Origin of the sequence: Microbacterium sp. JC 701 (assembly GCF_021026215.1) — a bacterium.
GTDB classification, from domain to species: Bacteria; Actinomycetota; Actinomycetes; order Actinomycetales; family Microbacteriaceae; genus Microbacterium; species Microbacterium algihabitans.
On sequence record NZ_JAJNCV010000002.1, the window covers coordinates 242,186 to 260,548 of the forward strand.

Genomic DNA, 18,363 nt, shown 5'->3' on the forward strand with positions numbered 1-18,363 from the left:
CTGCTGCCGTGAGTGACCAGCGCCCGGCGGAGGCCGACAGCCCCTTCGCGCGAGCTGCAGCGGAGGTACGCGACACCTCGTTCCGCGACGATCTCGTGGTCCGAGAGATCCCCTCCCCGACGGGTCTGGCCCCGTTCTCGCTCGCCCTCGCCGGCGACGTTCGGCCCGAGGAGCACGCCACCGACTCGCCGTTCGGCACGGGCCGGTTCATCCTGCTGCACGACCCCGACGAGCCCGAGCCGTGGGGTGGGGCGTGGCGCATCGTCTGCTTCGCTCAGGCTCCTCTCGAGCCCGAGATCGGGATCGACCCGCTGCTGGCCGAGGTCGCCTGGTCGTGGCTGATCGACGCCCTCGACTCCCGCGGTGCCGACCGGCACTCCGAGTCGGGCACCGCCACCAAGACGCTCTCCACCGGCTTCGGGGCGCTGGCCGCCCAGGGTGAGGGATCGCAGATCGAACTTCGCGCGTCATGGTCGCCGCGCGGTCCCTTCCGCCCGCACCTCGAGGCGTGGGCGGAGCTCGTGTGCACGCTCGCCGGCCTCCCCCCGGGGTCGGAGGGCGTTGCCGTGTTCGGAGCCCGGAGGCCCACGCGTGGTTGAGTACATCGTCATCGAGGACGCCGAGCGCTTCCTCGCCGCCTGCGAGACCCTGGCGGGTGGCACCGGCCCGGTCGCCGTCGACGTCGAGCGCGCCTCGGGGTTCCGCTATTCGCAGCGGGCCTACCTGATCCAGGTCTTCCGCCGCGAGGCGGGCGTCTTCCTCTTCGATCCGTCGACGATCGAGGACTTCTCGCCCCTGCAGAACGCCATCGGCGACGTCGAGTGGGTGTTCCACGCGGCGAGCCAAGACCTCCCGTCGCTGCGCGAGCGGGGTCTGGAGCCGCCGCGCATCTTCGACACCGAGCTCGGCGCGCGCCTGCTCGGTCACGAGCGCGTGGGCCTCGGGGCCGTCGTCGAGCAGACGCTGGGCATCACCCTGGCCAAGGCCCACTCGGCCGCGGACTGGTCGACGCGCCCCCTGCCGGCATCGTGGCTCGAATACGCCGCCCTCGACGTCGAGCACCTGATCGACGTGCGCGACGTGCTCGACGCCGAACTCATCGAGCAGGGCAAGACCGAGATCGCGCGCCAGGAGTTCCAGGCCGTGCTCGATCGCGAGCCCAAGCCGCCGCGCGACGACCCGTGGCGCCGCCTCAGCGGTCTGCACAGCGTGCGCGGTCGCCGGTCGCTCGCCGTCGCCCGTTCGCTCTGGCAGGCGCGCGAGGACTACGCCCGTGAGCAGGACGTCGCCCCCGGACGCCTCGTGCCCGACCGCGCTCTGGTCGCCGCCGTGATGGCCGACCCCGCCACCAAGCAGGCCCTCGCCGGCGTCAAGGAATTCAACGGCCGTGCGAGCCGCACGCAGCTGGACCGGTGGTGGAACGCCATCGTCGCCGGTCGCGAGGCCACCGATCTGCCGCCCGACCGCGTGCCCAGCGACACGCTCCCCCCGCCCCGCGCGTGGGTCGATCGCAACCCCGACGCCGATCAGCGGTTGAAGGCGGCGCGACCGGCGGTGGAGGCGCGGGCGGAAGAGCTCCGGATGCCGACTGAGAACCTGCTCACCCCCGAGACGCTGCGCCGCGTGGCGTGGGCGCCGCCCGCGGAGATGACGGTCGAGGCCGTCGGCGCGGCCCTCGCCGAGCTCGGTGCCCGCCCGTGGCAGATTGAGCAGACCGCACAGGTGATCGTCGATAGCTTTGTAGATTCCGTCAACGAGGTCGTCGAGCCGTCCGGCACGGATTCGTAGGTTCGGACAACCGATTCCTCTCCCCTGATCGGTCTTCCTAGGCTGGGGTCATCCCAAACTATGGAGGCAGAGTGGCCGAGATGACGGACGTCTTCTTCGTCGACGGAATGCGCACCCCCTTCGGGCGCGCCGGCGAAAAAGGCATGTACTGGAACACCCGCGCCGACGACCTCGTGGTCAAGGCGATCATCGGGTTGATGGAGCGCAACGGCGACGTTCCCAAGGACCGGATCGACGACGTGGCGATCGCCGCGACCTCGCAGACCGGTGACCAGGGACTGACCCTCGGACGCACGGCGGCGATCCTCGCGGGTCTGCCGATGACCGTGCCGGGCCTGGCGATCGAGCGCATGTGCGCCGGCGCCATGACGAGCGTCACCACGATGGGCGCCTCGATCGGCGTCGGCATGTACGACCTCGCCCTCGCCGGCGGCGTCGAGCACATGGGCCGCCACCCCATCGGCGGCAACGTCGACCCGAACCCGCGCTTCGTGGCCGAGAAGCTCGTAGACCCGGGTGCGCTGAACATGGGCGTCACCGCCGAGCGCATCCACGACCGCTTCCCGCACCTCACGAAGGAGCGCGCCGACCGCTTCGGCGCCGCCAGCCAGCACAAGGTGCAGGCCGCCTACGAGGCGGGCAAGATCCAGCCCGACCTGGTCTCGGTCGCCGTCAAGGACGCCGAGGGCGCCTGGGGCCTCGCCACGGAGGACGAGGGTCGTCGACCCGAGACCACCGTCGAGGGCCTCGCGACGCTGAAGACGCCGTTCCGCCCGCACGGGCGGGTCACAGCAGGTACGTCGTCGCCGCTCACCGACGGCGCGACCATCAGCCTGCTCGCGGGCGCCGGCGCCGTGAAGGAGTTCGGCCTCGCGCCCAAGATGCGCATGGTCTCGTTCGCGTTCGCGGGCGTCGAGCCCGAGATCATGGGCATCGGACCGATCCCCTCGACCGAGAAGGCCCTCGAGAAGGCCGGGCTCACGATCGACGACATCGGCCTGTTCGAGCTCAACGAGGCCTTCGCCATCCAGGTGATCTCGCTGCTCGATCACTTCGGCATCGCCGACGACGACCCGCGCGTGAACCCGTGGGGCGGTGCCATCGCCCTGGGCCACCCGCTCGCGGCATCCGGAGTGCGTCTCATGATCCAGCTGGCCGCGCAGTTCGCCGAGCGTCCCGACGTGCGCTACGGCCTCACCGCCATGTGCGTGGGCCTGGGACAGGGCGGCTCGGTCATCTGGGAGAACCCGTTCTTCGACGGAAAGAAGAAGCGCAAGTGACCGACTACACCTCGATCGACTTCACGCCCCTCGACGCCCTCACCGGCGACGAGGTGGTGACCCACTCCCCCGTCCGCGACGTGCGGCTCCCCTCGGGCAACGTGCTGGCGCTGATCACGCTCGACAACGGTCGCGACCACACCCGGCCCAACACGCTGGGACCCGCGACCCTCGCCGAGCTCGGGCAGACGCTCGAGACGCTGAAGGAGCGTGCCGCGAAGGGCGAGATCCACGCGGTCGCGATCACGGGCAAGCAGTACATCCTCGCGGCGGGCGCTGACCTGTCCGACGTGGCGAAGCTGCCCTCGAAAGACGTCGCCCGTCTCATCGCGCAGCGCGGTCACCAGGTGATCGGCTCGCTGTCGGAGCTCGGCGTGCCCTCGTTCGCGTTCGTCAACGGCCTCGCCCTCGGCGGCGGTCTCGAGATCGCATTGAACTCGACCTACCGCACGGTCGACTCGTCGGCCGCGGCGGTCGCGCTGCCCGAGGTGTTCCTCGGCATCATCCCCGGCTGGGGCGGCGCCTACCTGCTGCCGAACCTCATCGGCATCGAGAACGCGCTCGAGGTCGTCATCTCGAACCCGCTCAAGCAGAACCGCATGCTCAAGCCCCAGCAGGCGTTCGATCTCGGGATCATGGATGCCATCTTCCCGGCGGCCTCCTACCTCGAGGACTCGCTGCGGTGGGCCGACGGCGTGCTCACCGGGCGAGTCCGGGTGGAGCGCAAGAACGAGCCCGGCAAGCTCGAGCGCCTGACGAAGTGGCCCATCGCGATCAAGATGGCCCGCGGCATGCTCGAGTCGAAGATCGGCACCGTGCCCCGCTCCCCCTACGTCGCGCTCGACCTGCTCGACAAGGCGAAGAGCGGCACCAAGGCCGAGGGTTTCGCGCGCGAAGACGAGGCGCTGGCCGAGCTCATCACGGGCGACCAGTTCGCGGCATCCATGTACGCCTTCGATCTCGTCCAGAAGCGCGCCAAGCGTCCCGTCGGAGCCCCCGACAAGCCGCTCGCCAAGAAGGTCACCAAGGTCGGCGTCATCGGCGCCGGCCTCATGGCCTCGCAGTTCGCGCTGCTGTTCGTGCGCAAGCTGCGGGTGCCCGTGATCATCACCGACCTCGATCAGGGGCGGGTCGACAAGGGCGTGGCATCCATTCGAGACGAGATCGGCAAGCTCGAGGCCAAGGGCCGCCTGGACGGCGACACGGCCAACCAGCTGCGCGCCCTCGTGCACGGCACGACCGACCGGTCGGAGTTCGCCGACTGCGACTTCGTCATCGAGGCCGTCTTCGAAGAGGTGGGTGTCAAGCAGGAGGTCTTCTCGGCCATCGAGAAGATCGTCGCCGACGACGCGATCCTCGCCACGAACACCTCCTCGCTCTCGGTCGCCGAGATCGGCTCGGTGCTGCAGAACCCGGAGCGCCTGGTCGGCTTCCACTTCTTCAACCCGGTCGCGGTCATGCCGCTCATCGAGGTCGTGAAGACGGATGCCACATCCGACGCCGCTCTCTCGACCGCGTTCGTCGTGGCGAAGGGACTCGGGAAGAACGCCGTGCTCACGGCGGACGCGCCCGGGTTCGTCGTGAACCGCCTGCTCGCCAAGGTCATGGGAGAGGCCGCTCGCGCGGTCTACGAGGGAACACCGATCACGGTGGTGGAGAAGGCGTTCGCGCCCCTCGGTCTGCCGATGGGGCCGTTCCAGCTCATCGACCTGGTCGGCTGGAAGGTCGCCGCCCACGTGCAGGACACGATGGCGCACGCATTCCCCGACCGGTTCTTCTCGTCGGAGAACTTCCACGAGCTCGCGGCCCTGCCCGAGGTCGTCGAGAAGGACAAAGGTGGTCGGGTGACCGGCTGGACCAAGGCCGCGCAGAAGGTGCTCGTGACCGGCAAGACGCCCGTCGCGCCCGAGACGATCCTCGCCCGCGTGCAGGACGGCCTCGCCCAGGAGATCAAGATCATGCTGGACGAGGGCGTTGTCCCCGAGGTGCAGGACATCGACCTGTGCCTCATCCTCGGCGCCGGCTGGCCCTTCATCGACGGTGGGGCCTCGCCCTACCTCGACCGCGAGGGGGCGTCGGAGCGCGCCTTCGGCGACACGTTCCACCACCCGCCCATCCGCGGCATCGGGGCCTGACCCCGGAGACGACAGCGGCGCCGTCCCCGATGGGGCGGCGCCGCTGTCGGTCGTGCGGGCGGTGCGCCGTCACCAGAACAGGCGGCGCGACGAGAACAGGGCGTTTGCGGCCGTTTCGTCCTGTTCTCTGTGCATCGCCCTGTTCTCGTGACGCCGTGATGTGGGGCCGAGACGTGAAACAGGCCGGGATGATGGCATCCCGGCCTGTTCCGCGTCGATCGAGCGCTTACGGGCGCGACTTCTCCCACTGCTCGATCGTGGGGATCGAGCCGGTCGGCGTCTGCCGCGCCATGGGGATGCGCGTGCCGAGCACCTGGGCGACCACGTCGTGCGCGATCTTCGCCGCCGTCAGGCCGGCGTCGTCGAGGATCTGCTCGCGCGTCGCGTGGTCGATGAATTCGTCGGGGATGCCGAGCTCGTCGACGGCCGTGTCGACGCCCGCCTCGCGCAGCACCTGCCGCACGCGGGTGCCGACGCCGCCGACGCGGATGCCGTCTTCGATCGTGATCACGAGACGGTGCTCGCGCGCCAGCTCGACGATCGAGGGCTGCACCGGGATCGCCCAGCGCGGGTCGATGACCGTCGCGCCGATGCCCTGCGCCTTGAGACGCTCCGCGACCTCGAGGGCGAGGTGCACCATCGGACCGATGCCGACCAGCAGCACGTCTTCGCTCGAGCCGCGGCTCAGCACATCGACGCCGTCGTGAAGTCGCTCGATCGCCTCGACGTCGTCGTTGACCTTGCCCTTGGGATAGCGCACCACGGTGGGCGCGTCTTCGACCGCGGTCGCCTCACGGAATACTTCTCGCAGGCGCGCGGCGTCGCGCGGGGCGGCGATGCGGATGCCGGGGACCAGCTGCAGCATCGCGAGATCCCAGATGCCGTGGTGGCTCGGACCGTCGGGGCCGGTGACCCCGGCGCGGTCGAGCACGAACGTGACGCCGGCCTTGTGCAGGGCGACGTCCATCATGACCTGGTCGAACGCGCGGTTCATGAAGGTCGCGTAGATCGCCACGACGGGGTGCAGGCCGCCGAAGGCGAGACCGGCGGCGGATGCCACGGCGTGCTGCTCGGCGATGCCCACGTCGTACACGCGCTCGGGGAAGCGCTCGGCGAACTGCTGCAGACCGGTGGGGCGGAGCATCGCCGCGGTCATCGCGATGATCTCCTTGCGCTCGGAGCCGACCTTCACCAGCTCTTCGGCGAAGACGTCGGTCCACTGCAGACCGCCGCCCGAGCCCAGGGCCTCACCCGTGATCGGGTCGATCTTGCCCACCGCGTGGAACTGGTCGGCCTCGTCGCTCATCGCCGGGGCGTAACCGCTGCCCTTATCGGTGATGGCGTGCACGATGACCGGAGCGCCGTACGACTTGGCCAGCTCCAGCGTCTCGATGAGCGATTCGAAGTCGTGGCCGTCGATGGGTCCGAGGTACTTGATGTCGAGGTTGCTGTAGAGCGCCTCGTTGTTCGTGAAGCGCGACAGGAAGCCGTGCGTGCCGCCGCGGACACCGCGGTACACGGCGCGGGCGGCGGGCCCGAGGCGGCGGAACAGGGTGTCCGACCCGCGGTGCAAGGTGCGGTAGGCCTCGTTGGTGCGCACGCGGTTGAGGTAGCGCGCCATGCCGCCGATCGTCGGGGCGTAGGAGCGACCGTTGTCGTTGACGACGATGACGAGGTTGCGATCGTTGTCGTCGCTGATGTTGTTCAGCGCTTCCCAGGTCATGCCGCCCGTGAGGGCGCCGTCACCGACGACGGCGACGACATGACGATCGCGGCGACCGGTGCGGCTGAAGGCCCGCGAGACGCCGTCGGCCCAGCTGAGGGAGCTGGAGGCGTGCGACGACTCCACGACGTCGTGCTCGCTCTCGGAGCGCTGCGGGTAGCCGGCGAGGCCGCCGCGCGAGCGCAGCAGCGAGAAGTCCTGGCGACCGGTGAGCATCTTGTGCACGTACGACTGGTGTCCCGTGTCGAAGATGATCGGGTCGGAGGGCGAGTCGAAGACCTTGTGCAAGGCGATCGTCAGCTCGACGACGCCCAGGTTCGGACCGAGGTGCCCGCCGGTGCGGGCGACGTTCTCGACGAGGAAGGACCGGACCTCGGCGGCCAGCTGACGCAGCTGGTCGGGGTTCAGCGCGTCGAGGTCGCGCGGTCCATGGATACCGGGTAGGAGAGCCATACGACTCCTCTCGTGCGGTGCGCGCGGGGGCGCGCGTACGGGTCGATTCTAGTCTCCGGGGGTGCTGCGGGCCCGGCAATCGGCTTGCGTTCGGCCGCCGTGTACTCTCTGCGCGAACGACGGTGCCCCGGGAGCCCGAGGCTCCCGGGGCACCGTCGTTCGTGGATCAGACCAGCGAACGCAGCACGTACTGCAGGATGCCGCCGTTGCGGTAGTAGTCGGCCTCACCGGGGGTGTCGATGCGGACCACGGCGTCGAACGTGATGGTCTGCTTGCCCTCGGGCGAGAACTCGCTCGGCTCGGCGGTGACCTTCACGGTCTTCGGGGTGACGCCCTCGTTGAGCTGCTCGAGCCCCTCGATCGAGATGATCTCGGTGCCGTCGAGGCCCAGCGACTTCCAGCTCTCGCCGGCGGGGAACTGCAGCGGGACGACGCCCATGCCGATGAGGTTCGAGCGGTGGATGCGCTCGAAGCTCTCGGTGATGACCGCCTTCACGCCGAGGAGCTTGGTGCCCTTGGCCGCCCAGTCGCGCGACGAGCCGGAGCCGTACTCCTTGCCGCCGAAGATGACCAGCGGGGTCTCCTGCGCCTGGTAGTTCTGGCTCGCGTCGTAGATGTACGTCTGCGGGCCGCCCTCCTGCGTGAAGTCGCGGGTCCAGCTGCCCTCGATGACCTGACCGTCGTTGACGGCGGCGACCATCTCGTTCTTCAGGCGGATGTTGGCGAAGGTGCCGCGGATCATGACTTCGTGGTTTCCACGACGCGAGCCGTAGGAGTTGAAGTCCTTCTGCGCGACGCCGTGCTCCATCAGGTACTGCGCGGCGGGGGTGCTCGCCTTGATGTTGCCGGCCGGGCTGATGTGGTCGGTGGTGACCGAGTCGCCCAGGGTCGCCATGACGCGCGCGCCGGTGATGTCGCGCACCGGGTCGGGCTGCATGGTCATGCCCTCGAAGTACGGAGCCTTGCGGACGTACGTGGAGTCGGCATCCCACTCGAAGATCGGGCCGGTCGGGGTGGGCAGGTTCTTCCAGCGCTCGTCGCCCTCGAAGACCGTGGCGTACTGCTGGATGAACTGCTCGCGCGAGATCGACGCGTCGATGATCGTCTGCACCTGGTCGGGAGCGGGCCAGATGTCCTTCAGGAAGACGTCGTCGCCGTTCTGGTCCTTGCCCAGGGCGTCGGTCTCGAAGTCGAAGTTCATCGAGCCGGCGAGGGCGTACGCGACCACGAGGGGCGGCGAGGCCAGGTAGTTCATCTTCACGTCGGGGCTGATGCGGCCCTCGAAGTTGCGGTTGCCTGAGAGGACGGCCGTGACGGCGAGGTCGTTCTCGTTGACGGCCTCGGAGACCTCTTCGATGAGGGGTCCCGAGTTGCCGATGCAGATCGTGCAGCCGTAGCCGACGGTGTAGAAGTCGAGGCCCTCGAGCGCCTTGTCGAGGCCGGACTTCTCGTAGTAGTCGGTGACGACCTTCGAGCCCGGTCCGAGCGTCGTCTTGACCCACGGCTTGCGCTTGAGGCCCTTGTCGACGGCGTTCTTGGCGAGCAGGCCCGCCGCGATCATGACCGAGGGGTTCGAGGTGTTCGTGCACGAGGTGATCGCCGCGAGCGTGACAGCACCGTTGTCGAGCAGGTACGACTGTCCGTCGGGCGTGGTGACCTTGACGGGCTTCGAGGCGTTGACGGGGTGGCCCGACGAGATGAGCACGTCGCTGTCGGTGACGTCTTCGTGCTCTTCGCCCGGGACCGAACCCGGGTCGGATGCCGGGAACGTGCCGTCGACCTCGAGATCGACGATCGAGTCGGAGATCGAGGTGTCGGCGTAGTTGAGGATGTCCTTCTCGAACTGCGACTTGGCCTCGGACAGCAGGATGCGGTCCTGGGGGCGCTTCGGGCCGGCGATCGAGGGGACGACCGTCGACAGGTCGAGCTCCATGAATTCGCTGAAGGCCAGCTCGCGGTCGGGGTCGTGCCAGAGCTTCTGCTCCTTGGCGTACGCCTCGACGAGCGCGATGGTCTGCTCGTCGCGGCCGGTCAGGCGCAGGTAGTCAATCGTGACGTCGTCGATGGGGAACATCGCGGCGGTCGAACCGAACTCGGGGCTCATGTTGCCGATGGTGGCGCGGTTGGCCAGCGGCACCGAGGCGACGCCCTCGCCGTAGAACTCGACGAACTTGCCGACCACGCCGTGCTTGCGGAGCATGTCGGTGATGGTGAGCACGACGTCGGTCGCGGTCACACCGGCGGGGATCTCGCCGCTGAGCTTGAAGCCGACGACGCGCGGGATGAGCATCGACACGGGCTGGCCGAGCATGGCCGCCTCGGCCTCGATGCCGCCGACGCCCCAACCGAGCACGCCCAGGCCGTTGACCATCGTGGTGTGCGAGTCGGTGCCGACGCAGGTGTCGGGGTACGCGCGGAGGACCTCTTCACCGGTTGCTGAGCTTGTCGAAGCACGGTCGTAGACGACCTTGGCCAGGTGCTCGATGTTGACCTGGTGCACGATGCCGGTTCCCGGGGGAACGACCTTGAAGTCGTCGAACGCCGTCTGGCCCCAGCGCAGGAACTGGTACCGCTCGCCGTTGCGCTCGTACTCGATCTCGACGTTGCGCTCGAGGGCGTTCTCGCTGCCGAACAGGTCGGCGATGACCGAGTGGTCGATGACCATCTCGGCGGGCGAGAGCGGGTTGATCTTGTTCGGGTCGCCGCCGAGGGCGGTGACGGCCTCGCGCATGGTGGCGAGGTCGACGATGCAGGGCACACCGGTGAAGTCCTGCATGACCACGCGGGCGGGCGTGAACTGGATCTCGGTGTCGGGCTCGGCCGTGGGGTCCCACGAGCCGAGCGCCTGGATCTGCTCCTTGGTGACGTTGGCACCGTCTTCGGTGCGGAGCAAGTTCTCGAGCAGCACCTTCAGGCTGAAGGGGAGCTTCTCGTAACCGGCGACCGTGTCGACCCGGAAGATCTCGTAGTCGGTGCTGCCGACCGTCAGGGTGCTCTTTGCACCGAAGCTGTCAACCGTGGACACGATCGTCTCCTTCGTCGGCGAATGCGCAGGCTTCAGGCCCGCATTTCTCCATCTTCCCCGTGCCGCTCGGTCGAAACCAGGAAGGTCGACCTAACCGCGCAGGGCGTCGGATTTATCTTGATGTCAAGATATTATCAGGACTCGCGCCTGGGGTGCAGAGCACGCGCCACGAGCCACGTCACGGCGAGCATCGGCGCGAACAACGGCAGGCCCATGACGATCTTCAGAGTGCCGAGCGCGGTCACGTCTCCCGCGAAATACAGCGGGAGCTGAACGGCCAGGCGCGCCGCGAAGAGCGCGGCCCAGGCGATCGACAGCCACGTGTAGGCGCGGCGCTTGCGCTTGTCGGCGCGCCACCGCGTGCCCTCGCCCAGCAGGTACCCCGCGGCGAGACCGATCAGCGGCCAGCCCACCAGCGCCGACACGAGGAAGGCCGTGCCGTACGCGCCGTTGGTGAAGAAGCCGAGCACGAAGTTGTCCTGCCCGCGGCCGGTCACCAGCGAGAGCACGGCGGCGCCGACCGTGGCCAGCAGACCGCCGATCGCGGCGCTGGGCGGCGACTTCGCGATGAGACGCGCGAGGGTAAAGACCACCGCGAGACCCACCGAGACGCCCAAGCTGAGCCACAGGTTGCCCTGGCGCGTCTCGGGGTCGATGGTGACCGTGAAGAGCACGACGAACGCCAGTGACGGCAGGACGGATTCCAGGATGCCGCGCACCCCGCCCATCGCCGCCCAGACGGCCGCGCCGGTGCTGGAGTGCTTGGCGGGGTCGAGGCCCGCACGGCGCGCGGCGTTGCCGAGTGCGGCGCTCACGCTGTCGGCCGCCGACGGCGGGTCGAGGGGGACGCGGTCGTCCTCGCGCCCGGGACGGACGGAGTCGTCGCTCATGCCGTGCCGGGGGTCGACGGCATCCGGAGAGGAATGAGATCGCGCGGGGGCATGGGCGACGAGCCGCGCACCACCACGATCGAGCGGAAGAGGTCTTCGACGGCGGCCGCGGCCTCGACGTCGCTGGTCGCCGCTCCCCCGATGACGCCGCGGAGGAACCAGCGCGGTCCGTCCACACCGACGAAGCGCGCGAGGCGCTTGCCCGCGCCGTCGGCTCCGGCCACGGGGACCTCGGCGAGTAGCTCCGGCCCGAGCGGGCCCTCACGCTCTTCGACACGGCCGCCCTGCTGCTTCACCTGCTGGCGGATCTGCTCGCGCGTCTCCTCCCAGAGGCCGCTCGTGCGCGGCGCGGCGAACGGTTGCACCTGCAGGGTGGACTCGGCGTAGTCGAGACCGACGGCGACGATGCGCTTGGTCTGCTCCTCGACCTCGAGACGCAGGTTGAGGCCCTCTCGCGGCAGGATCTTGATGCCGCCCAGGTCGATGTAGGGGCGCACGGGGTTGGCCTCGGACTCGTCGAACGGGCCCGCGTTCTCGCGGTCGAGGGGCGCGCTCTTGGTCGCGGGGGCCAGATCGGTGCCCGCCTCGTCTGCGGCGGTGGTGGTGGTCTGCGACTCGTCGTCGGTCATCGGGTGCTCCCTTGCAAGCTCTGGTATCCGCTCGATCCGAAACCGCCGTCGCCGCGCACGCTGTCGGGAAGTTCGTCGACGGGGACGAAGCGCACGGGCGGGACGGGCATCACGATGAGCTGGGCGATGCGGTCTCCGACCGCGATGTCATAGGCCTCGTCGAGGTCGGTGTTCAGCAGGGCGACCTTGATCTCGCCGCGGTATCCCGCGTCGATGGTGCCGGGGGAGTTCACGATGGTGATGCCGTGCTTGGCGGCCAGGCCGCTGCGCGGAACCACGAACGCGGCGTATCCCTCGGGCAGCGCGATGCGCACGCCGGTCGACACGAGCGCGCGCCGGCCGGGCTCAAGGCGGACGGCCTCGGCGGCCGTCAGGTCGGCTCCGGCGTCGCCGGGGTGGGCGAAGACCGGGGGCTCGGATGCGACAATTGGGACGTCCACCGTTTCGGTCACCCCCCGAGGGTAATGCAGAAGAGGAGGTGCGGCATCCGCACCGCAGTCGAGTACCGCGAACGCCTGAGTCCGTCGTTGTGGGCGCTGGTGGCAGCCGCCGTCTGCGGCCCGATGGCAGCCGTCGTCTTCTCGCCGCTCGACACGACCCTCGCCCTGTTCATCGGGCTGGTGGTGTCGGTCGCGATCGTCGTCGCCCTGCTGGCGTTCTCGCCCGTGGTGGAGGTGCGCGACGGGGAGTTGCGAGCCGGTCGCGCGCACATTCCCGTCGATCTGCTGGGAGTTCCCGCCGGCGTCGTCGCGGAAGAGGCCCGCACCGCCCGTGGGAGTGGTCTCGACCACCGGGCGTGGCATGTGATCCGGGGCGGGATCGACGGCATCGTCACGGTTCCCGTGACCGACCCCGACGATCCGACCCCGATGTGGGTGGTGTCCACCCGCACGCCGGACCGCCTGGTGGCGGCGATCCAGCGCGCTCAGGTCAGGCTGCGCACTCCAGGCAGATGAAGCCGGGGCCGCTCTCTTCGGCGATCTGCGAACGGTGCTTCACGAGGAAGCAGTTCATGCAGGTGAACTCGTCTTCCTGAGGGGGAAGGACGACGACATCGAGCTCGATGTCGGAAAGGTCGGCGCCGGGCAGTTCGAAGCCCGAGGGGTTGTCGGCATCCTCGTTGTCGATCGACCCCGACGCCTTGTCGGGCACGCGCTCCTTGAGGGCCTCGATCGACTCGCTGTCGTCCTCGGTCTTGCGCGGTGCGTCGTAATCGGTTGCCATGCGTGCAGGTCTCTACTTCCGGATTTCGTGGTGCTGTGCCCTATCGGGTGCCCGATCGGGCGGCCATAGTTTGCATGACCCGATCCCGATAAGCAAATGCTCGCCGGTGGGCGTGCGTGTCCTGGCGAGACGGGAAACTCGCGGCGCGCCCGCGATATTCCCGAAAGCACGGGGCGCGCATGTCAGCATGGGCCCTGACCGCAGATCGGAGGGGTGTTTCGTATGGAGCAGCTCAAAGTCATCGGAACCGAAGATGACGTCCTCGTCGTGGCGACGCAGGCGGGCGAGCGATTCGCCCTCGCCATCGACGATGTGCTGCGCGCCGAGGCGCGCCGCGCACGCCGCGACCGCGCCGACGACGATCGTGCCCCCCGGCCGAGCCCCCGCGAGATCCAGGCGCACATCCGCTCCGGGATGTCGGCGCGCGAGGTCGCGACTCTGCTGAACGCCCGCGTCGAAGACGTCGAGCGTTTCGAGGGCCCGGTGCTGGCCGAGCGCGAGCACGTCGTCGCTCAGGCCCTCGCCGTGCCCGTGCTGCTGGGCGGCACGCTCGAGCACGACGCCCCCGTCACGTTCGGCGCCGCCGTGCGCGCGAAGCTCGCCGAGGCCGGAGCGTCGGCCGAGCGCTGGACGAGCTGGAAGGAGAGCACGGGCTGGATGGTCAAGCTCGAGTTCACCGCGAACGGCATCGATCACGACGCCCGCTGGAGCTTCGACCCGCGCCGCAGCAGCCTGTCGCCGCAGAACGCCGATGCGATCCAGCTGTCCCGCCAGGGCTCGCTGCCCGAGGGACTCATCCCTCGACTGCGTGCGCTCGACAGCATGACCAAAGACGACTCGCGCTTCGACAGCGGAGCCTTCGGGCCGCGTCGTCTCGACATCGACGACGAGCCGGGCGTCGAGGCCACCGGTCCCGTCGCCCCGGCCGTGCAGGCCGCGGCCATCAAGCGCTCCCCCGACGCCCCGGTCGCCTCATCCGAGACGGCCGATCTGCTCGAGGCCCTGCGTCGGCGCCGCGGACAGCGCGAGCCGCTTCCGGGCGTGACCGAGGTCGAGCCCGAGCCGCGTCCTTCGGCCCCGCCGGTGGCGCTGTTCGACGCCGCGGAGTCGGGCTGCGTCGACGACGCCGACGAGAAGACGTCGGAGCCCGAGCGTCCGCAGGCGGATGGCGCGCGACGCACGAAGGGTCGTCCGTCGATGCCGTCGTGGGACGAGATCGTGTTCGGCGCCCGCTCCGACGAGAGCTGACACCCCGCCGTCCTGCGGATCGGACATCCGACCCGCGGGACGAGTCGTGCCTGACGACGGCGCGTCGCGCGTGAGATCCGCACGACGGCATCCGGATGCCGCGTCTCGGCCTCGCGTCAGGCGAAGGCGCCGAGGCGCAGGAGCGGCACCGTGCGCTCCTCGTCGGTGAGCGATCCGTGCTGGCCGACCATGCGCTGTGGTCGTTTGTCGGCCTCGCGGTCGTCGTAGTAGGCGAATCGGCCGCGCGCGGCCACGAGCACGTCTCCGATGCGGGGGCGCACCTCGTCGTCGACCCGGCCGAAGAGCCCCGCGTCGATCGCCTCGTCGCGGGTCATGACCCAGGCTCGCGCGGCCTCGCTCTCGCGCCAGACCGCGGCCACGGCATCCGCCCGCCCCTCGGCCGTGTACAGGTGGATCATGCGCGGCTCGCCGCCGACGATGTCGACGCCGTCGAGCAGTGCGTCGCCCTCGCGCAGCAGCACGTGCTTGTGCGTCGGCACGTCGACCATGCCGTGATCGGCCGTGACCAGCACGCCCGTGTGCGCGTCGATACCCTCGGCGAGGCGTCGAGCCGCGGCATCCACCCGCTCGAGAGTGTCGGTCCAGCGGTCGGACTCCCACCCGTCACGATGACCAGCGGTGTCGAGTTCGGGGGCGTACAGATACGTGATCGATCCCGGATGCCGCGCAGCCAGGTCGGCCGCGAGATGCACGCGCTCGTCGAGGTCGTCGGAGGGGAAGAACTCCGCCCCGCGCAGCGTCGCCTCGGTGAAGCCGGTGCCGGTGTACGAGGGGCGGGAAACGACGAAGCTCGGTCGTCCCGCGGCGGCGTGGCGGGCGAACAGTGGCTCGCTGCGCTGCCAGGTGTGCGGGTCGAGGCCGTCGGTCTCCCACCCGTGCAGCTGGTTGGGCGCCAGATCGGTGCCGGGGATGCGGGCGCGGTAGCCGACGATGCCGTGCACGCCCGGATCGGTGCCCGTCAGCAGGCTCGAAAGAGCCGCCGCGGTGGTCGAGGGGAAGACGGTGCGCGCCACGTCGCGCCGGCCCCCGACCGAGCCGAGGAAGCGCGCGTGGCCGCGACGGGCGGCGAGGTTGTGCGAGCCGAGGCCGTCGATGAGGAACACGATGGCACTGCGCGCGGGAGCGAACCACTCGGATTCGCCGGTCAGGGCGGCGATCGACTGCTCCACCACACCGGTGAGGCTCCGGGAGCGCGGCGGGTCCGCCGGTAGGCTGAGTGACATCTCGGCAAGTCTTCCACACGACTCCCGATCCCCGTCCTGACGCGACGCCCGCCCGACCCGAGGCCGCACCTATGCCCGATTCCCGTTCCTCCTCATCCGCGACGTCACCCGTCGTCGAGCGCATCGAAGACGTCGATGTCTCGACCGAGATGCAGGGGTCGTTCCTCGAGTACGCCTACTCGGTCATCTACTCGCGGGCCCTCCCCGACGCCCGCGACGGACTCAAGCCGGTGCAGCGCCGCATCCTGTACCAGATGGCCGAGATGGGGCTGCGGCCCGACCGCGGGCACGTCAAGAGCGCCCGCGTCGTCGGCGAGGTGATGGGAAAGCTCCACCCCCACGGCGACGCCCCCATCTACGACGCCCTCGTGCGCCTGGCCCAGTACTTCTCGCTGCGGGTGCCCCTGGTCGACGGCCACGGCAACTTCGGCTCGCTCGACGACGGTCCCGCCGCGCCCCGGTACACCGAGGCGCGCCTCGCTCCCCCGGCGATGGCGCTGACCGAGAACCTCGACGAGGACGTCGTCGACTTCATCCCGAACTACGACGGTCAGTTCCAGCAGCCCGAAGTGCTCCCGGCCGCCTTCCCCAACCTGCTGGTCAACGGCGCGACGGGCATCGCGGTCGGCATGGCGACGAACATGGCGCCGCACAACCTCATCGAGGTCGTCGCCGCCGCGATCCACCTGCTGCAGCATCCGGATGCCACCGTCGAAGAGCTCATGGAGTTCGTGCCCGGCCCCGACCTGCCCTCGGGCGGCATCATCGTGGGTCTCGACGGCATCAAAGACGCGTACACGAACGGCCGCGGCACGTTCCGCACTCGCGCGAAGGCGTCGATCGAGTCGCTCGGTCCGCGCCGCACCGGCATCGTCATCACCGAACTGCCCTACTTCGTCGGTCCCGAGCGCGTGATCGAGAAGATCAAAGACGCCGTGCAGGCGAAGAAGCTGACGGGCATCGCCGACGTCACCGACCTCACCGACCGCAACAACGGCCTGCGCCTGGTGATCGGCATCAAGACCGGCTTCGACCCCAAGGCCGTGCTCGAGCAGCTCTACCGCCTCACGCCCCTCGAGGACTCCTTCGGCATCAACAACGTCGCCCTCGTCGACGGCCAGCCGCAGACCCTGGGCCTGCGCGAGATGCTGCGGGTGTACATCGATCACCGCATCCGCGTCGTCACGCGGCGCAGCGAGTTCCGCCTGGCGCGCAAGCGCGAGCGCCTGCACCTGGTCGAGGGTCTTCTCATCGCGATCCTCGACATCGACGAGGTCATCCAGGTCATCCGCTCGTCCGATGACAGCGAAGAAGCGCGCACGCGCCTGCAGGAGGTCTTCGACCTCTCGCACCCGCAGGCCGAGTACATCCTCGAGCTGCGGCTGCGTCGCCTCACGAAGTTCTCGCGCATCGAGCTCGAGGCCGAGCGCGACCAGTTGAACGCCGAGATCGCGCAGCTGGTCGAGTTGCTGGGCAGCGAGACGCTGCTGCGCCAGCAGGTGGCGAGAGAACTGGATGCCGCGGCCGACGCTTACGGCACCCCGCGCCGCACGATGCTGCTCAACGGCGGACCTGTACAGCCCCGTTCGGCGAGGGCCGCGGCCGCCGCCGTCGACCTGCAGATCGCCGACGCCCCGTGCCGCGTGTACCTGTCGGCCACCGGACGCATGGTGCGCGCCGAGCTCGTCGCCGACGCCCCCGCCGGCGGTGTGGTGCCGCCTGCGCGCCGGTCGAAGCACGACGCGATCCGTTCGTCGGTCGACACGACCACGCGCGGCGACATCGGCGCGGTGACCTCCGCCGGGCGTCTCGTGCGCTTCTCGCCGGTGGACCTGCCGTCCGTCCCCGCCAACTCGGTGCAGGTCGCCGCGGGCACGAAGGTCGAGCAGTACCTGGCGCTCGCGAAGGGCGAGAAGGTCGTGGCCCTGGTGCCTCTCGTCGACTCCCCCACCATCGCGCTCGGCACCGAGCAGGGCGTCGTCAAGCGGGTCGCCGCGACCGAGCTCGGCACGAAGGACGAGATCGAGATCATCTCGCTGCGCGACGGCGACCGGGTCGTGGGCGCCGCTCCCGCCGGCGACAACGCCGAGCTCGTGTTCATCGCGAGCGATGCGCAGCTGCTGCGCTTCGAGGCCTCCTCCGTGCGACCCCAAGGACGATCGGCGGGCGGCATGGCCGGCATCCGCCTCTCCGACGGCGCACGGGTGATCGACTTCGCCGTCGTCGGGGCCTCGGCCTTCGACGCGGTGGTGGTGACCGTGGCCGGATCGTCGGCCGCGCTGCCGGGCACCGATGCCGGGAGCGCCAAGGTCTCGGCCTTCACGGAGTTCCCCGCCAAGGGGCGCGCCACCGGCGGAGTGCGCACTCAGCGCCTCCTGCGCGGCGAAGACGCCCTCGTGCTCGCGTGGGTCGGCACCGATCCCCGCGCGGTGGGCCCCGACGGCTCGGTGCGTGCGCTGCCGGATGCCGGCGCCAAGCGCGACGCCTCAGGTCAGCCCCTCGACGCCGTCGTCGGCGCGATCGGCACCGTCGTCCGTTGAGCCCGCGGCCCGGTGGAGCCGGGTCGGTCGCGGCTGCCGTCGTGCGGACGCGGGTGCCGACACGCCGGTCCGGCCGTCGGCGGGACGGCGTGTCGGGGTTCTCGTCCGCAGGACGGCGGCGGGGCGGCGGCAGAGCGGTCGCGGGCCGTGTGCGACCCTCGTGCGGACGCCGTCGGCGACATGC

At 69.9% G+C, this 18,363-nt stretch carries 14 protein-coding genes; 7 read left to right on the plus strand and 7 right to left on the minus strand.

What is annotated here, in order from left to right; translation table 11 throughout:
* Nucleotides 1–8 precede the first annotated feature (8 nt).
* The 4 genes from LPW41_RS09090 (at nt 9) to LPW41_RS09105 (ending at nt 5,203) form a co-directional block, all read left to right on the plus strand.
* Nucleotides 9–599: a DUF3000 domain-containing protein gene (locus tag LPW41_RS09090; protein WP_230704642.1), complete on the plus strand. Its 591-nt coding sequence runs from the start codon at nt 9–11 to the stop codon at nt 597–599.
* Entirely contained in the window at nt 592–1,788 is a 1,197-nt protein-coding gene (locus tag LPW41_RS09095) for a ribonuclease D (RefSeq protein ID WP_230704643.1), read from the plus strand. The genes LPW41_RS09090 and LPW41_RS09095 overlap by 8 nt, the downstream gene beginning before the upstream one ends.
* 71 nt (nt 1,789–1,859) lie before the next feature.
* Nucleotides 1,860–3,068 carry a thiolase family protein gene (locus LPW41_RS09100; protein WP_230704644.1) on the plus strand — a complete coding sequence of 403 codons (1,209 nt, stop codon included), beginning with the start codon at nt 1,860–1,862 and terminating at the stop codon, nt 3,066–3,068.
* Nucleotides 3,065–5,203 (plus strand): 3-hydroxyacyl-CoA dehydrogenase NAD-binding domain-containing protein, encoded by a 2,139-nt coding sequence (locus LPW41_RS09105; RefSeq protein WP_230704645.1) that lies wholly within the window; start codon nt 3,065–3,067, stop codon nt 5,201–5,203. Before LPW41_RS09100 ends, LPW41_RS09105 begins: the two co-directional genes overlap by 4 nt.
* Nucleotides 5,204–5,429: 226 nt before the next feature.
* Here the strand turns inward: LPW41_RS09105 and dxs are convergent, their stop codons facing one another.
* From dxs to dut, 5 genes are all read right to left on the minus strand, one after another.
* The gene (gene dxs / locus LPW41_RS09110) at nt 5,430–7,379 is read right to left on the minus strand and encodes a 1-deoxy-D-xylulose-5-phosphate synthase (RefSeq protein WP_230704646.1); all 1,950 of its coding nucleotides are present in this window, start codon (nt 7,377–7,379) and stop codon (nt 5,430–5,432) included.
* A 166-nt stretch (nt 7,380–7,545) separates the two neighbouring features.
* Nucleotides 7,546–10,404 carry an aconitate hydratase AcnA gene (gene acnA, locus LPW41_RS09115; protein ID WP_308071712.1) on the minus strand — a complete coding sequence of 953 codons (2,859 nt, stop codon included), beginning with the start codon at nt 10,402–10,404 and terminating at the stop codon, nt 7,546–7,548.
* Nucleotides 10,405–10,538: 134 nt separating this feature from the next.
* Nucleotides 10,539–11,294, minus strand: a complete 756-nt coding sequence (locus LPW41_RS09120) for a DUF3159 domain-containing protein (protein WP_230704647.1) — start codon at nt 11,292–11,294, stop codon at nt 10,539–10,541.
* Complete coding sequence (locus LPW41_RS09125; protein WP_144833555.1) at nt 11,291–11,923, minus strand: DUF3710 domain-containing protein; 633 nt, start codon at nt 11,921–11,923, stop codon at nt 11,291–11,293. Before LPW41_RS09125 ends, LPW41_RS09120 begins: the two co-directional genes overlap by 4 nt.
* Nucleotides 11,920–12,375, minus strand: coding sequence for a dUTP diphosphatase (gene dut / locus LPW41_RS09130; RefSeq protein WP_186325527.1), 456 nt, complete (start codon nt 12,373–12,375; stop codon nt 11,920–11,922). Before dut ends, LPW41_RS09125 begins: the two co-directional genes overlap by 4 nt.
* A 12-nt stretch (nt 12,376–12,387) precedes the next feature.
* Here dut and LPW41_RS09135 point away from each other — a divergent pair, with 12 nt between their 5' ends.
* Nucleotides 12,388–12,879 carry a DUF3093 domain-containing protein gene (locus tag LPW41_RS09135; RefSeq protein ID WP_230704648.1) on the plus strand — a complete coding sequence of 164 codons (492 nt, stop codon included), beginning with the start codon at nt 12,388–12,390 and terminating at the stop codon, nt 12,877–12,879.
* Here the strand turns inward: LPW41_RS09135 and LPW41_RS09140 are convergent.
* Entirely contained in the window at nt 12,854–13,147 is a 294-nt protein-coding gene (locus tag LPW41_RS09140; protein ID WP_056231545.1) for a DUF4193 domain-containing protein, read from the minus strand. The genes LPW41_RS09135 and LPW41_RS09140 overlap by 26 nt on opposite strands.
* Before the next feature lie 222 nt (nt 13,148–13,369).
* Between LPW41_RS09140 and sepH the strand changes: the two genes are divergently transcribed.
* Nucleotides 13,370–14,395, plus strand: a complete 1,026-nt coding sequence (gene sepH, locus LPW41_RS09145; protein ID WP_154096629.1) for a septation protein SepH — start codon at nt 13,370–13,372, stop codon at nt 14,393–14,395.
* A gap of 116 nt (nt 14,396–14,511) precedes the next feature.
* Here the strand turns inward: sepH and LPW41_RS09150 are convergent, their stop codons facing one another.
* Nucleotides 14,512–15,639, minus strand: coding sequence for an alkaline phosphatase family protein (locus LPW41_RS09150; RefSeq protein WP_230704649.1), 1,128 nt, complete (start codon nt 15,637–15,639; stop codon nt 14,512–14,514).
* A gap of 71 nt (nt 15,640–15,710) precedes the next feature.
* On the opposite strand from LPW41_RS09150, the gene LPW41_RS09155 reads away from it, so the two are divergent.
* Nucleotides 15,711–18,179 (plus strand): DNA topoisomerase (ATP-hydrolyzing) subunit A, encoded by a 2,469-nt coding sequence (locus LPW41_RS09155; RefSeq protein ID WP_230704650.1) that lies wholly within the window; start codon nt 15,711–15,713, stop codon nt 18,177–18,179.
* Nucleotides 18,180–18,363 lie beyond the last annotated feature (184 nt).